The 14,782-nt window shown below is 38.6% G+C and carries 11 protein-coding genes; 6 read left to right on the top strand and 5 right to left on the bottom strand.

Annotated features, from left to right (window positions below; all coding sequences use genetic code 11):
- Positions 1 to 123 precede the first annotated feature (123 nt).
- Positions 124 to 933 (top strand): sialate O-acetylesterase, encoded by an 810-nt coding sequence (locus ACSHXM_RS01780; RefSeq protein ID WP_435687006.1) that lies wholly within the window; start codon positions 124 to 126, stop codon positions 931 to 933.
- 23 nt (positions 934 to 956) lie between these two features.
- Here ACSHXM_RS01780 and ACSHXM_RS01775 read toward each other — a convergent pair whose 3' ends face one another.
- The 3 genes from ACSHXM_RS01775 to mgtE all read right to left on the bottom strand — a co-directional run bounded on the left by ACSHXM_RS01775 (position 957) and on the right by mgtE (position 3,685).
- Entirely contained in the window at positions 957 to 1,307 is a 351-nt protein-coding gene (locus tag ACSHXM_RS01775) for a hypothetical protein (protein ID WP_435687005.1), read from the bottom strand.
- Between the two features lie 157 nt (positions 1,308 to 1,464).
- Complete coding sequence (locus ACSHXM_RS01770; protein WP_435687004.1) at positions 1,465 to 2,328, bottom strand: DMT family transporter; 864 nt, start codon at positions 2,326 to 2,328, stop codon at positions 1,465 to 1,467.
- A gap of 1 nt (position 2,329) precedes the next feature.
- Positions 2,330 to 3,685, bottom strand: a complete 1,356-nt coding sequence (gene mgtE / locus ACSHXM_RS01765) for a magnesium transporter (protein ID WP_435687003.1) — start codon at positions 3,683 to 3,685, stop codon at positions 2,330 to 2,332.
- A 333-nt stretch (positions 3,686 to 4,018) separates the two neighbouring features.
- Between mgtE and ACSHXM_RS01760 the strand changes: the two genes are divergently transcribed.
- A complete protein-coding gene (locus ACSHXM_RS01760; protein WP_435687002.1) occupies positions 4,019 to 5,347 on the top strand; it encodes an HD-GYP domain-containing protein in 1,329 nt (442 codons plus the stop codon).
- 37 nt (positions 5,348 to 5,384) lie between these two features.
- On the opposite strand, the gene lhgO is transcribed toward ACSHXM_RS01760, so the two are convergent.
- On the bottom strand, positions 5,385 to 6,659 hold the full coding sequence (lhgO, locus tag ACSHXM_RS01755) for an L-2-hydroxyglutarate oxidase (RefSeq protein ID WP_435687001.1): 1,275 nt from the start codon (positions 6,657 to 6,659) through the stop codon (positions 5,385 to 5,387).
- Positions 6,660 to 6,771: 112 nt separating this feature from the next.
- On the opposite strand from lhgO, the gene ACSHXM_RS01750 reads away from it, so the two are divergent.
- The 4 genes from ACSHXM_RS01750 to ACSHXM_RS01735 all read left to right on the top strand — a co-directional run bounded on the left by ACSHXM_RS01750 (position 6,772) and on the right by ACSHXM_RS01735 (position 13,325).
- Complete coding sequence (locus ACSHXM_RS01750) at positions 6,772 to 8,565, top strand: sulfatase-like hydrolase/transferase (RefSeq protein WP_435687000.1); 1,794 nt, start codon at positions 6,772 to 6,774, stop codon at positions 8,563 to 8,565.
- Between the two features lie 18 nt (positions 8,566 to 8,583).
- Complete coding sequence (locus ACSHXM_RS01745; RefSeq protein WP_435686999.1) at positions 8,584 to 10,125, top strand: sulfatase family protein; 1,542 nt, start codon at positions 8,584 to 8,586, stop codon at positions 10,123 to 10,125.
- A 184-nt stretch (positions 10,126 to 10,309) separates the two neighbouring features.
- Positions 10,310 to 10,894: a hypothetical protein gene (locus tag ACSHXM_RS01740; RefSeq protein ID WP_435686998.1), complete on the top strand. Its 585-nt coding sequence runs from the start codon at positions 10,310 to 10,312 to the stop codon at positions 10,892 to 10,894.
- A gap of 226 nt (positions 10,895 to 11,120) precedes the next feature.
- The gene (locus tag ACSHXM_RS01735) at positions 11,121 to 13,325 is read left to right on the top strand and encodes a TonB-dependent receptor (RefSeq protein ID WP_435686997.1); all 2,205 of its coding nucleotides are present in this window, start codon (positions 11,121 to 11,123) and stop codon (positions 13,323 to 13,325) included.
- A gap of 117 nt (positions 13,326 to 13,442) precedes the next feature.
- Here the strand turns inward: ACSHXM_RS01735 and ACSHXM_RS01730 are convergent, their stop codons facing one another.
- Entirely contained in the window at positions 13,443 to 14,708 is a 1,266-nt protein-coding gene (locus tag ACSHXM_RS01730; RefSeq protein WP_435686996.1) for a hypothetical protein, read from the bottom strand.
- Positions 14,709 to 14,782: the final 74 nt, after the last annotated feature.

The raw sequence follows: 14,782 nt of genomic DNA, 5'->3' as shown, positions 1-14,782 counted from the left end.
CTTATATATTGCTAGAAGGTAAAAATATAAACCAAGAGTACGGCTAGCGCAATTTAATCGCTATCACTTCACCAATTTGCAGTTATTATCTTTGTCAAAATTTATACGGTTTAAAAATTATTTATGAAAAGTATTTTATTCACCTTTGCCATGTTTGCATTTTTAAGTGCCTGTAGTCTAAATAACACAACCCATCGACAGTCACAAAAATTGCCAGCCAATAAAAGTCACTACAGTGGTGAACGACAAGATTTACATGTCTATTTACTGATTGGTCAATCTAATATGGCGGGGCGGGCCCCCATAACTGCAAAGCAATTTAATGTGATTGAAAATACCTTATTACTTGATCAAGAAGGACAGTGGCAGTTGGCCACTAACCCGTTGAATAGGTTTTCGACTATTCGGAAGAATTTGTCTATGCAAAAGTTAGGGATTGGATATTCCTTCGCGAATGTTATGACCAACGAATTATCTAAAGTTGATGAAAAAATAAAGTTAGGACTGGTGGTGAATGCTAAGGGAGGCACGAGTATTACTAAATGGAAGCCAGGTCAAAAGTTTTATGATGATGCGATAAGGCGAGCCAATTTAGCCAAACAAAACGGTACCTTAAAAGGCATATTATGGCATCAAGGAGAAACTGACTTTGAAGATAAAGATTATCTTAGTAAGTTAGTTAAACTAGTTAAAAATTTAAGACGTGATTTAGCCCAACCAAATTTACCTTTTGTTGCGGGGCAAATTAATAAAACACCTTTAATCAATGAACAAATTACCCAACTGCCGAAAGAAGTGCCTTTCACTGAAGTTGTAATCTTAGAAAACCTTAAGGCAATGGATAGATGGCACTTTGATAACGATAGTATTCAAAAGCTAGGAGAAGGTTATGCTAAAGCAATACTTATACTGCAAAAGCCCCTCGGTTATTGATTGAAATTGGGAGTGTATTTTTGTTAGATACTTTTGCTGTCGATGGGAAATCCCTCTGCTTCTAACCATGCTAGTGCTTCTGGCATATCAGGAAAAACTTGGCGCAGATAATCACCCTTTTGGATAGGTGCCGTTTTTTCTAGTTGCACGGATTTTAGAACGCCAGAGCTGTATATATGGCAATCTCTTACACAGCCGTTTTTGATGAACCACTCACAGTGTTTGATAACATGTTTATCCATATCTGGGTGGCCTAATTCCCACTCTTCAAAAATAGATAAAATGGCCCATTTTCCACCAATAAGAGGTTTAACTGTTTTACGAAACTCTCTGATATAGGCGAGCATGCCTTCTTCATTCCAAGATTCATACATTCTCTGAACGACAACATTACCTACTATTTTAATATCCCAACTGCCATGTACGCTAAAAATATGTTCACCAATAAGACCTTGAGATTAGAATAAAGCTAGTTTACAAAATACGTCTAAAATTGCAATTTCGAATTGGCTAAAATTAGCATCGGCTGGTTTAACGTATACGAGAGAGTATCACTAATAGTATTCCACCAAGAATAATTACACTGGATGTGAGTATGTGTAAACTAATCGGCTCAACCACGAAAATCAAACCACCTAAAGCAGCCCAAATTGGCACAGACAATTGGCTTACCGCTGCGATACTGGCTTTTAAATCGGGTAACACTAAATACCATAGGGCGTACCCTAATCCAGAGGCAATTGCCCCTGAAATTATCGTATAAACTAACCCCGCTAAACTAATATCCAATGTACTGGTAAGGTACATAATTGTTAGAGCAATCAGAGCGACAGGGGTTAATCGTAAAAAATTACTGAAAGTATCAGCCAAAGGGGATTCGGATTGACCGCCTGCGATACTGTATAAACCCCAAGCTACGCCAGCCAAACTCATCAAAATAAAGCCAATTAAACTAGGTTGAGTTAACTCTGGATAGACAAAGTAGATAAATCCACATAAGGACAACATAATGCCCAGTTGTTCGAATCGGTTAAGGGTATTACCTGCACGCCAATTTTTAAACAGCATGGTAAATTGTACACAAGCAAATAACACCAATGCACCGGTTGCTGTGTCTAAGGTGACGTATGCATAAGAAAAACCAACCGCGTAAACTAATAAGAATAATGCGCCAGTCCAGCTGCCATAAACCTTTATTTGTTTAATTTTTGTAGGTTGTTTGATGGCCATTATAATTAGTAAGATGACAGTGGCACTGCAGATTCGGATGGCTGTAAAGAGTACCGGATCTACCTTTTCTTGATCTAGGGCTAAGCGGCAAAGTACTGAGTTGGCCGCAAAAGCAAATAAGGCAAAAAGAGTATAAACAAATGTAGTGAGTTGATGAGTAGGCAACTTATAATAACAACCAAGTTGCCGTGCCTAAAAAGGCAAAAATACCTACGACATCAGTAATTGTGGTTAAGATAACACTACCAGCCAATGCGGGGTCTATATTTAGTTTTTTCATAATCATTGGCAAGGTTGCACCGGCTAAACCTGCGGCAATCATATTGATCATCATGGCAAAAGCGATGACTGCTCCCAACATTAAATCTTGTTTCCATAACGCAATGACAGAGGCAATCAGAACAGCCCAAATCACCCCATTAAAAAATCCAATGGCGAGCTCTTTAGTGACTAAAAATCTAGCGTTACTTGAACTAACGTGACCCAAAGCCATCCCTCGAATAACTAATGTCAGAGTTTGGTTTCCAGCAACACCTCCCATACTAGGGACTATGGTGTTTAAAATCGCTAATACTGCAAGTTCACTTAAGGTCGTTTCAAATAAATCACTGACCATAGCAGCCATAAGTGCGGTAAATAAGTTAACACCTAACCATAAAGTACGTCTTTGGGTACTCTTAACAACGGGAGCGAAGGTATCTTCTTCATCGTCTAGACCGGCCATACTCATCATGGAGTGTTCGGCATCTTCACGAATAATGTCTACAACATCATCAATTGTAATTCGACCTAACAAGCGATTGTTTTCATCGACGACTGGAGCGGATAACCAATCGTAACGTTCAAAGAGGTTAGCGACTTCGCCATCTTCCATATCTGCAGGGATAGAAATGGAGTCTTTAATTAATGACTCAACAGGAGTATCTGGGGCAGCTGTGATGAGCTGCGTAATCGCTACTCCGCCCATCAAATTATTTTCATTATCGACTACATACAAAGTGTCGGTATGTTCTGGCATATCACCTTTTAAACGCAAGTAACGTAATATTACATCTACATTTATTTTTGGGCGCAAGGTGATAGTGTCGGTGTTCATGATGAAGCCAGCGGTTTCTTCTCCATAAGACAAACCTAATTCAGCTCTTTGTCTGTCTTGTTCGTCCATGGCTGAAAGTAAATCTTGAGATACCGCTTCAGGAAGACTATGCAGAGTTTCAACGAGGTCATCCGTATCCATCTCTTCGAGAGCGTCGGTGACTTTTTCTGGCAGCATATTATCGATGATGCCGTTACGTACATCTTCAGATAATTCTTCTAAAACATCACTGTATAATTCAGGCTCAATTAGCTGCCATAGATCTAAACGACTTTTAGAGCGGCTTGACTCTAACAAAAGTGCTACGTCACAAGGTTTTAGCTCTTGTAATAATCCCTTAACTTGATTTGAATCACCTTCTAATAAGGCCTCATTAATCGCATTAAGTTGACTTTTAGTACTTTTGGCTTCGAAAGTATCAGGCATGAGTGACGGGTTATTCCAATTTTAGTTACGTACCTAGAAAGCGTTTTAGCATGTTGATTTTGCACCGTTAGTTTAATCGAAGCGTGGACATTGGTCAGCAGATATTTGGTTTCTTTTTAGTTTTGCATGTCCCAGAAGTTAATTTTTTTATTAATTCAGCTTTTGATAAAGCAATCCTTATCTTAAGTTTTAGGTCTTTTGATTTAACTGGGGTTTCTGTCCATATAATTTTTCTAGTAAAAGGTGTCCCGTTCTATGCCTATTTAATTTGGCGCAAATGTCACTGATGATATAATATTCTTGCTACTTTCTTTATGGAACATATTGAATTATATGGAAGAATCCCATGAACACTTTGTCAATCACCTAGCTGAAGTCAGTAAAAATAACAAAGTTGTATTAGAACAAGATATTTATAATCAAAGAGGTGTCTTGGTTGTTAAAAAAGGTACTGAGGTTGATCGAGAATTAGCTCAAAAAATTGCTAAACATAAATTACAGAAACCTTTGGATACCTCTATATCGTTACAGGTTTCTTTAAGCCCTAAACGATCTTTAGAACTGTTTAGTCAGCGCCTTGATACCTTAAACCTTGCAAACGCTGTTCGAAAAAGTGATGTTTTTAAAGAAGCGGCTAAGACGTTTACCTTATTAACTAAATACCCTTTGGTCGCTCAAAAATTAATGGTACTTGCTGAACGCTTGCCAGATGTATTCAGTCGTTCAATAGGTGGAGCGGTGTTGGCAAAAGCATTAGCTAAAGAACTAAAACTACCGATTGACACACAAAATAACGTTTTTTTGGCCTGCATGATTTCTGAAGTGGGTTTGCTGCATATTGATCCTAAGGTTGTGAATAAAAAAGGCCAGCGTAATGCCGACGAAATTAAGTTACTCCAAGGTCATGTGGTTATCGCAAAACATTTCACCGGTTTGATCCCTAATTTTCCCAGCATAATCGGTAGGGCTGTACTAGAGCATCACGAACGAGCTGATGGTTTTGGTTACCCTTACGGTAGAAAAATTTCAAAGCTTTGCATTGAAGGACAAATATTGTCTATGGTGGATAAACTCAGTTTGATCACTCAAAGGCTCGTGCAAAATGGCCCTTATTCTTGGTCTTCTGTTGAATCCGTCTTTCAAATTCCTAGTACTGCTCATACGCCAGAAATGCAAAATGCAATGATTAGACTCATTAAATACTTGAGCTTAGACTACAAGCCAGCTTTTCCTGAGACTGCATACAAAAATATTTTGGCTAGGTGTATAGAAAAACGTAAAAGGCTCGCCTATTGGTTTAAAGAGTATTCAAAAATTTATGAGGATCATCACTTATTACTAGAAGATTCAGAAGTGATTCAGCCTATCGCACTGTTTGAGCAATTAGAATATACCGTTAAAACCTCAGGTATTTTAGTTGATCAACAAGAACATTGGTTAAAAGCCATGTATAAACAAACTGTCAATATTTGTGAAAGCGAAATTGAAGAATTTTATCTAGATCTTGAAGAGATTGAAGAACAATGCTTTTTTGTGATGCAAAAGCTGGTCACTTACAAAGAAGAACTGGTTCGGTTATTTGGTGAGGAAGAATTACCTAGTCAGTATTATGCTGGTTTAATGTTTATACTCGATCCCGACGAAAAACGACGAATAATTTAAAACCGAAATTTTAGGTTCTTAGTTTGAAAACTTTATTTTAGCTAGCTTTTATAGCTGGCATTGCCTCTATAACCTTATCAACAATGGCATCGGCAATTGGCATTGCAGAGGTGGCAGCAGGAGAAGGTGCATTGCCAACGTGTAAACTTCTCGGACTCTCTATAAAACTAAAATCATGCATTAAACTTCCATCTTTATTGACAGCTTGAGCTCGAATACCGCTGGGGTAGGAGAGTAAGTCGTTTTTTTGTATTTGTGGGCAATATTTTTGTACTTTCTTCAGATAACCCTTCACAAAAATTGAGTCTCGTTGTTCAGCTAAACCACTGCTAAGGTGTGTCTTCGCCATGGGCCAAAACCCAGTGTAGGTGAGGGTTTTCCATAGTTCAGAAAAATGAATGTCGGTTTTGTTATAGGCTTGTTTACCCAATGCAAGCACTGCATTTGGCCCCACAGTCACACTACCATCTATCATTTTTGTTAAATGTACCCCTAAAAAGGGTAAATCTGGATCCGGTATTGGATAGATTAAGTGATTAACAATTTGGTTATATTTGGCGGGCAGTTGAAAGTATTCACCGCGAAAGGGCATTAATTTAAAATCAAACTTAAGGCCTAATTTTTGGGCCAGTTCATCTGCATAAATCCCCGCGCAGTTTATTAAATAGCTTGTATTAAAAGTATGAGAAGTGTTTCCTAGTGAAATACCATCTTGTAACTCTTGAACTTCTTCTATTGGGCAATTAAATATTACCTCCCCACCTAATTCTTTAAATAATTCCAAGAGTTTAGAAGTGATTAATGTGTAGTTGGTGATCCCTGTGTCTTTTACAAAAATGGCACCTAGCCCATCTATATTGGGTTCGCGCTCCAACAGTTGGGCCTGGGTCAGTAATTCACTTTCAATGTCGTTTTGTTGGCAACGTAAATACAGGTCTTGCATACGTTTCAATTCTTTTGCATTGGTGGCGACTAATAACTTGCCACATTGATCGTAGGGCAGATTATAGTGCTGGCAAAATTTAATTGTGCGCTTTAACCCTTCTTTGCAATATTGGGCTTTCAAGCTGCCCGGCGCGTAATAGACCCCTGCATGTATGACACCAGAGTTACGGCCTGTTTGATGGCTGGCACATTGTTTTTCTTTATCCACTACCAGAATATTTTTGTTTGGATACTTTTGAGCCAGTGCGTAAGCCGTGGCCGCGCCAACTATGCCTGCGCCCACTATGATGAAGTCGTACCTTTCCAATGCCAATACTCTGCGTGTGATTAATACATCTATCCTACTGCTTTTATTTCGAATAGTCATGGCGATGTGTATGTGTCTTTACAGTATATTTACGTATATGAATCTGTAGTTTTGTATATGATTTATGTATGCTAGTTATTTAACCTACATAAAAATTGGGAAGGTGATGAAATTGGGTTTAATTATATTACGTTTAGCCATGAGTCTGATTGCCCTAATGGTAATTACATTCTCAATTCAAGCCGCACCTAGTAAGCCAACACATACAAATGTAGTCTTAGTTTTAATCGATGATATTAGTCACTATGGGGTAACAGCCTATGGTGCTGATCGCATTAATTCTTACCGTAAACGTTTTAAAGATGTGCAATTTTCAACGCCCAATATTGATCAGCTTGCTCATCAAGGTGTGTTAGTTGATAACGCTTTTGCTTACCAGTTATGTGAAAACACTCGCGTTGCAATAATGAGTGGCAAGGAAAACCGCCGAAACTACCTTCAACCTAAGTCTTTACATCATTCGGATATTACCTTCGGTGACACTTTCCAAAAAGCAGGGTACAAAACGGGGCTATTCGGCAAATGGAAACAAACTAGAGGTACACCCAATCATCTTAGTAAAGATTATTTATTCAAATTTGGTTGGGATGAGTTCACCGCATTTGATGTGGTAGGCGCAAAAAATCGATTTATCAATCCAGATTTAGTCGTCAATGGTAAGGTGACTAATTACAACAATCGAAAAGATATGGATCCACAAACGGGCCGTCGCTGGTATGGTCCCGACATAGTCAATCGTGATGCACTGAGTTTTATTGAGCGTAATAAAAATAATCCGTTCTTTTTGTACTACCCCATGATGTTAATTCACGATAAACATCAACCCACACCTGATACCTTGCCTCATTCTGTTTTCGATAATTTTCAAGAAAATAAAAAACGTAAAGTCCCAATGGAAGTCAGTGGTGATGACCATAAATTTTTACCCGACATGATCGCTTATATGGACAAGATGATAGGCAATGTGGTGAAAAAACTCGACGAACAGGGTTTACGTGAAAACACCTTAATTGTAGTGGTGGGAGATAACGGTACCAAAGAGACGTTTGAACATGTGTTTGCCGATGGTTCTCGATATCCAGGGCGTAAAGGTGGTCATGCCGACAACGGATTACACGTTCCGCTAGTGTTGAATCAACCGGGTACGATTGCTGCGGGTTTAGGTGAAAAACAAAATAATTATCAAGGCATGGTCGACATAGTAGACATTTACCCCACCATTGCAGATGCGGCCAATGTGCCCATTCCTAATCAACAAGATTTAGACGGTATTAGTTTTTGGCCGCAAGTAAGTGGAGCCAAAGGTGCCAAAACTGCAGCTCGTGAGACTATTTATCATTGGGGTAATGCCAACAATAAATACACAGATAATGAAACGTTAGTTAAGTATGCTTTTAACCAAGACTTTAAACGTTATGCTCCGAGTCAACATTTTCCAAAGGGACGTTTTTTTGATTTACGTACCGATTTACTTGAACGAGCTGGTGACTCTTTCAAGGAGTTTAGGTTTAAAGTGTTACGTTACAGTGGATTGCCAATCGACAGTTTAGATAAACAGCAAAAAGCCGCTTATGACAAATTAGGTTTGGTGCTGGAGCAGAATAAACTAGTTGAAATAGAAAATATCCAGATTAGCCCAGCCAATAACACATTAAAGCTGGGAGACAGCATTAGTTTATCAGCAGAGTTAACCCCTGCTAATACTACGCGAAACGGTGTGATATGGCATTCGAGCAACCCAAGCGTTGCCTCAATTAACAAATTTGGTGAAATCACCGCTCATAAAAAAGGGACGGCCAAAATCCATGTGTACTCATGGGCAGATGCAAAACCTTTGGCAGATGGCAAATCTGCAGAGTTTAAGACCTCAGGTGTCACCGATTCTCACACTATTACCGTTTTTTAAATATTTAAGGTTGTTAAAATGTATAAATTAAAAAAGATAAATATACTGGCAATTGCACTATCGTGTTTGTTGCCAACAGTGGTTAACGCTGCTAATCAACCCGCAGCTAGTCAGCCCAATATAGTCGTGATTATGGCTGACGATGTGGGGATTGGAGACATCAGTGCCTTGCACCGTCGTTATACAAATAAACCTGTAGTGGTGGAAACCCCTGCTATTGATTCTTTGGCAGCTCAAGGTATGTCATTTACCGATGCACATTCACCTACCGCTTTATGTGCTCCAACTCGCTATTCTGTGATGTCCGGCAATAACACTTATCGAGCTTATGCAAAATGGGGCGTATGGAGCACCTTTGCTAAAACAGCAGTGACAATGGAAGACGCTACTATTGGTCGTATTGGAAAAGAAGCTGGTTACACTACTGGTTTTGTGGGGAAATGGCACCTAGGCGGAACGTTTTTAGGTAAAGATGGCAAGGTTTACAAAGGAGCTAAAGGAGGCCCTAAATCAAAAAATATTGATTTAACTAAGTGGGTGGCGGGTAATCCCAAGGAACTTGGCTTTGATTATGATTTTACAGCGCCAACAGGTGTGCAAGGGCCAACTTACTCGGTTCATGAAAATGGTCAATGGTATAAGTTTGATAAAGCCTCAAAAATTATTTATGTAGACGAGCACTCGGCTTTGGATAAAAGTTTTGTTGCAGACAAAGGTCCTGGCATGGGTGACAGTCATTGGGATGCCACTAAACTTAATATGATGCTGGCTGACAAAGCTGCCGGATTTATTAAGCGCAGTGCAAAGGCAGACAAACCCTTTATGTTAAATTACTGGAGCCCTGCAACGCATATTCCTCATACCCCACCGAAACAAATTGATGGCGAGAAAATTCTAGGCTCTACTCCCACTCAACATCTAGACATGACTCGGGTTTTAGATTTAGAAGTTGCACGTATTATTAATGCCCTTAAAGAAGCGGGTGAATACGAAAATACCTTAATTATTTTCACTTCAGACAATGGTGGATTACCTGAAAAATCAGAAATCAAAGCCGGGCACAATTCCTCAGCTACTTATAATGGCCGAAAAAACTCACCGCTAGAAGGCGGGCACAGAGTTCCATTTATTGCTGTGTGGCCGGGTAAAATTAAACCGGGCACCAGCAGTGATTCTTTAGTAAATGGGACGGATATAGTGGCAACTATTGCTTCTGTTACACAGGTCAAACTAAATGAAAATCAAGCTAAAGATTCGTGGAACTTGTTACCAGCCTTGTTGGGAGAGTCTTTTACCGGTCGTGATTTCATGATGCAACAAGCCGGTAGTCAAAACCAACTCATGTTGCGTGAAGGGGATTGGAAGTTAATCATTCAGTCAAATAACAAAGTGACTAAGCGAGAAATCGCCGCTTTGTATAACTTAAAAGATGACCCTTCTGAGAAACGCAATTTGGTCAAAGCACCCGAACATAAAACCAGAGTGCAAACTATGTTCAAAAAGTATTGGGATATTCGAGAGTCTGGCCAGCGTACTGCCCCAGTAAACAATAAGTTCTAATCAACACAGTCTAGTTTTTATTTAGCTATTTTATCTTCAATAAAAAATCCGCCGATAGGCGGATTTTTTGTTGGTGCGCGCTGATTACTTGACGTTTACGTTTAGTTTGTTTGGTTTTGACGATGCGAATTTTTGATTATTCGCGTCTAACAAATGAATTGATAACTGAGTTTTGTCAAAATCCATGGTTTTGGATAATGTGATTTTATCTGCTAAATGCCCCAAGGTTGTTGCTAGGCTACAACAAGCTTATCAAAGCTGGTGGAAGAGTATTGAACATGCTGACGATAACTACACGCCGTTTATCATCAATCCTGAAAAACAAAATACAATAATGATCACCACCCAAAATCTCATGGGAGAACGCGTGTATTATAGCGCCCATGACAATAGGGCAGGCAAGTTAGCTACAAATGGTTACACCTATATCGATGTAGAAAAACCGGGGCGCTATAAAATTAGTTTGTACCGCTGGCCAAAAGAGCTGAATTTACCTTTGACAGCCAAAACCCAAGATTTTGTTGTTGATCCTAAAATTCATGATCGAGATTTTCCCTTCTATCATGCTAAAAGTGCAGCGTTATCAATTCAAAAAGCGAGTCTTAATCTTGGTGAAAAGAATTTTAGCGCGAAGGTTTCGCCTAAAAATCATTCCATCGATTTTATCGTCGAATTAGCAAAAGGAGAGCAGCAAATTAGAACCGAATTTGAGTTAACAAATGGTGATAAAACTTGTGCTTATTACACTTATATAGAAGCTGTTAACTAAGTTACCCCGTCTTATTTATCCGTTTTTTATAATGTGTTAATAATTAGCAAAGTTGTACGTAGGAAAATTAATTATTAATATCAGCTATCTCAAGCTAGTATAATAGCTTGAGATAGCTCTAAGATTATTGTCTTTGACCCATTCATAGGGTTTATCCAATGTTTCATATATTTAATATTGCTAGAGCTAGTCAGAGAGTGATTTCGGTAACCTATGGATAATTAACATGCGGATTTTGTTTCTTGTAACTTTGTTGTTACTTTCCTCTTCTTTAAGAGCAGATGCTTCTTTTGAAGAGTTGATGGAAATGAATTTACAGGAACTACTAGAAGTTGAAATCACCAGCCGTCGTTCGAGTGAAAAGCTTGGGAATACCCCATACTCTGTCAGTATTATTAGCCATAAAGATATTCACAAGTATAATTTAAACTCACTATACGATTTAGCCTATTTGGTACCTAACTTTTCTTTTAGACGTAGCTTTGGACGATGGCTAGAGCAGCCTGCAATGCGTGGCATTACTACGATATCGGCCACTAGTACGGTGCCTACTTCTGGTTTAATTATTGACGGTATGGGAACCAGCGGTGTGAGTATGCTGATGCCTTTGTTTGACCTTGAGCAGGTTGAAATATTAAGAGGGGCCGAAGCCGCAATGTTTGGTCGTTCTACTTTTTCAGGCGCAGTCAATTATGTATCCAAAAGACCTGAGCAAAGTAATTACACCCAAGTTAACTTTACGAAAGGAAAGTACCAACAAGATGTTATTAATCTTGTTAGTAATTATATTGTGAATGATGATGTGGCTATCCGAGTGAGTGCCAGTCATGATGCTCGAGCCAATTATGTTAACAATGCTTTAGGTTCTAATGGTGGTGGTTATGGTGCCGAGCAAACTCAATACGCAAAGTTTGCGATTAACTGGCAATACAACTCACGTTTAGAGTTATTGGGTTACGTAAGTTTTTTAGATACTGAAGACGGCCATTTGCCAGTTTATCTCCAAACGGCTAAACAAAATAATTGTTTTCTCGATACTCGCAGTCAGTACTATTGTGGCGAAGTAAATGTTCCTGACGCTTTAGGTTATAGTTTCTATCCAGAACTATGGGATTATTACTTGCGTCAGAAAGCTAAGCGAGCCCATATAGAAGCAAATTATGTCGACAATACGTATGACGTGACCTTTCGTTCTGCTTATACTCAAACAGATCTTGGTAGTAGTTTTGATGGTGATTTTTATGAGTTAGACAGTGCGTTTACTTCACAAATTAATGTTAAAACATCTAGAACCTCAGAACTTTATTCAAATTTTTACTTTGATAACTTAAGAATACTATTTGGTTTAACTTATTTTGATAGCCAAGTGGCCTCTGAGGCTGACAATTACCTTATACGCGCAAGCCAAATATTACCATTGTCTGAATCCACTACGATACAATCAGTAAAAAATTATGCAGCCTTTGGTAGTTTTGAATGGAAGTTTCGAGATACCTATAAATTTATATTTGATTTAAGGATCACAGAGGATGAGGTAACCAATAATTTAGCATTAGATTATAGCCAACAATCATGGACTAACTTTCAGCCTAAACTTACACTTTCTAAACAGTTTCCAAATAATTGGCTTGGTTATTTTTCTGTTGCTTGGGCAGATAAGCCCGGTGGATTTAATTCACGCTTAACGGATGTAAAGGCATTAAATGAAACCGAACAACAAAAGGTAAATGAGAGAATCTTTTATGATCAAGAAGGCCTTAGAAGTTATGAGATAGGGCTTAAAGGTGAGATCATATCAAACTACCTATATATAAATATTGCTGCATTTGATTATCGATGGAAAGACTTAGTATTAAGTCAGCCAATTTCATACATTGATGAAGGAAGCCAACCCATTAGAGCATCTTCATTAGCTAATGGGGGAGAGGCTACAAGTCGAGGGTTTGAAGCCGAAGTAGACGCTAGTTTTTCGAAAGAGATTAAAGCTAAACTATCTGTAGCATACGCTAGTACTGAGTTAATAAATACTTGGACACAGGCCCAAGAAATATTGACTGGTAATGGTGATGTAAGTGGAAACGAAATTCCAGGAGCGCCTAAAAAAATGGCGTCTTTGTCAGTTGATTATAGAAAAGATCTTTCCGCTAACTTGATGATGCAAGGGACTTTAATGATTGGGTATGAAGGTAAACGATGGGCCGCCGTTCATAATTTAGCTGAAATTCCATCAACCACAAGATTGAACATACGTTTCAGCTTTAGCTCAGGAAATAGTACATTATATCTATGGGGCAAAAACTTACTTGATAATGATTCTCCAGAGTCTGTGGCCCGATTTGGTGATGCAGCCACCTTTTTTGTAAAAAGAGGGTTTGCTATGACATTACCAGAACCCAAGATGTATGGACTTGGATTTAAACATCATTTTTAAGTGTTGAGCTAATGATTCTGCACCTTAGTCATTTACAATTATTGCTACTAATTGAAATTATACTAGAGCTGCGACCCGCAGCTCCGATAGCTATTAATTATGCTAATCTGATACTTGCTACTTCACATTCACTTTAATTTTTACCGGCTTAGAATAAGCGATGGTTTTTCCTTTATCTGATAGCAAATGAATTGATAACTGAGTGTTATCAAAATCCATGGTTTTGGATAATGTGATTTTATCTGCTAAATGCCCATAACCTGCTTTTAACTTAACCTGTTTACTAAAAACCGTTTTGTTACCTTTAGTGATTTCGATAAGCGCCTTAACGTCTTCATCAGTTTCATATAAATAGGTGAATTCTAAAGTGTCTCTTACTAATTTGGTGGATTTAACTATGGTTGATTCAATAAAGATATCGTCAGCCTTACCTATACGTTCTAATTGTTGTTTAGCTTCTTTATCTACATCCACATAATAATAGGAGCGAACCCAGTCGTAATATGAGGTGTTAATGGCATCGTCGGCTAATTGTTGTGGGGTGGGTAAGGGGCGACCCCAATCGTAAGTTTCAGTCAATAACTGCATGCTCATTGGTCGGCTGTAAGGTTTTTCTAACAAACTAGTGTCTACTTGAATGCGGCCTGCAAAACCGTCATTTAGGTAAAAGTCGACTTCGTTTTCGTTTTTCCACCAAGCTGCATAAGTATTAAAGTTGGTCCAGACTTCTTCACCTTTGGGTAATTTATTATTAAAGGCTTGCGTGCCATCACCTTCAGCTACGTTTGCTCCCTTGGAAAATCGAGAGCGTGATCTTTTTTCGCAGCCGCTATACCAAACGTGGGTGTTGTATTGCATACCTTGGCGAAAATTTACCCCGAAAGCTTTGTCAATAACGCCACCTACTGCTTCAACTATGTCTAATTCCATTGACCAGCCATCGTTACTGCAATCTTGGCCTAAATGATTTTTACCTTCATATGGAACGTTGCGATTAGATAACCAAAAGGTAGTAGACATGTTGATACGAGAAGCTTTAAAACGAGATTCGTAAAACCCATGATATGCAGTTTGTCCAATAGACTGGACAGCACCGCCGGCAATGGAAAACTTTTTATTTGGTTTATCCATCATCTTATTTTTTATCTGCATGTTGCCGTTTTGTACGGATACAGTTGTGGGCTCGAACATAGCGGGTGGACGCCCCTTCCAGGTGCGGTGTTTATCTAACCATTTGCGTTTATCTAATGTAGAACCATTAAATTCATCTGAATAGGCATTGTTGATAACCCAACGTTTACCTAATTCTGGTTCAGGTGGTTTTGCAAACGTTAAGGGTGAAGAGAATAGACTGAGCAATAAGGCTTTGTTAGTGAATTTCATAAGTGTATTTTATATTTGAACTTTGTTGTTTAAATATACTTTAAGTGGGTTTTATTGTGAATACTCTTTTTTGT

Source organism: Paraglaciecola sp. (assembly GCF_051252315.1).
GTDB lineage: Bacteria > Pseudomonadota > Gammaproteobacteria > Enterobacterales > Alteromonadaceae > Paraglaciecola.
This window is presented reverse-complemented; position numbering and strand designations above follow the sequence as displayed.

Coding starts and splice junctions, on each gene's coding strand:
- ACSHXM_RS01780 (WP_435687006.1), top strand. CDS start 124: ATGAAAAGTATTTTATTCACCTTTGCCATGTTTGCATTTTTAAGTGCC.
- ACSHXM_RS01775 (WP_435687005.1), bottom strand. CDS start 1,307: ATGTATGAATCTTGGAATGAAGAAGGCATGCTCGCCTATATCAGAGAG.
- mgtE (WP_435687003.1), bottom strand. CDS start 3,685: ATGCCTGATACTTTCGAAGCCAAAAGTACTAAAAGTCAACTTAATGCG.
- ACSHXM_RS01760 (WP_435687002.1), top strand. CDS start 4,019: ATGGAAGAATCCCATGAACACTTTGTCAATCACCTAGCTGAAGTCAGT.
- lhgO (WP_435687001.1), bottom strand. CDS start 6,659: ATGACTATTCGAAATAAAAGCAGTAGGATAGATGTATTAATCACACGC.
- ACSHXM_RS01745 (WP_435686999.1), top strand. CDS start 8,584: ATGTATAAATTAAAAAAGATAAATATACTGGCAATTGCACTATCGTGT.
- ACSHXM_RS01740 (WP_435686998.1), top strand. CDS start 10,310: ATGGTTTTGGATAATGTGATTTTATCTGCTAAATGCCCCAAGGTTGTT.
- ACSHXM_RS01735 (WP_435686997.1), top strand. CDS start 11,121: ATGCGGATTTTGTTTCTTGTAACTTTGTTGTTACTTTCCTCTTCTTTA.
- ACSHXM_RS01730 (WP_435686996.1), bottom strand. CDS start 14,708: ATGAAATTCACTAACAAAGCCTTATTGCTCAGTCTATTCTCTTCACCC.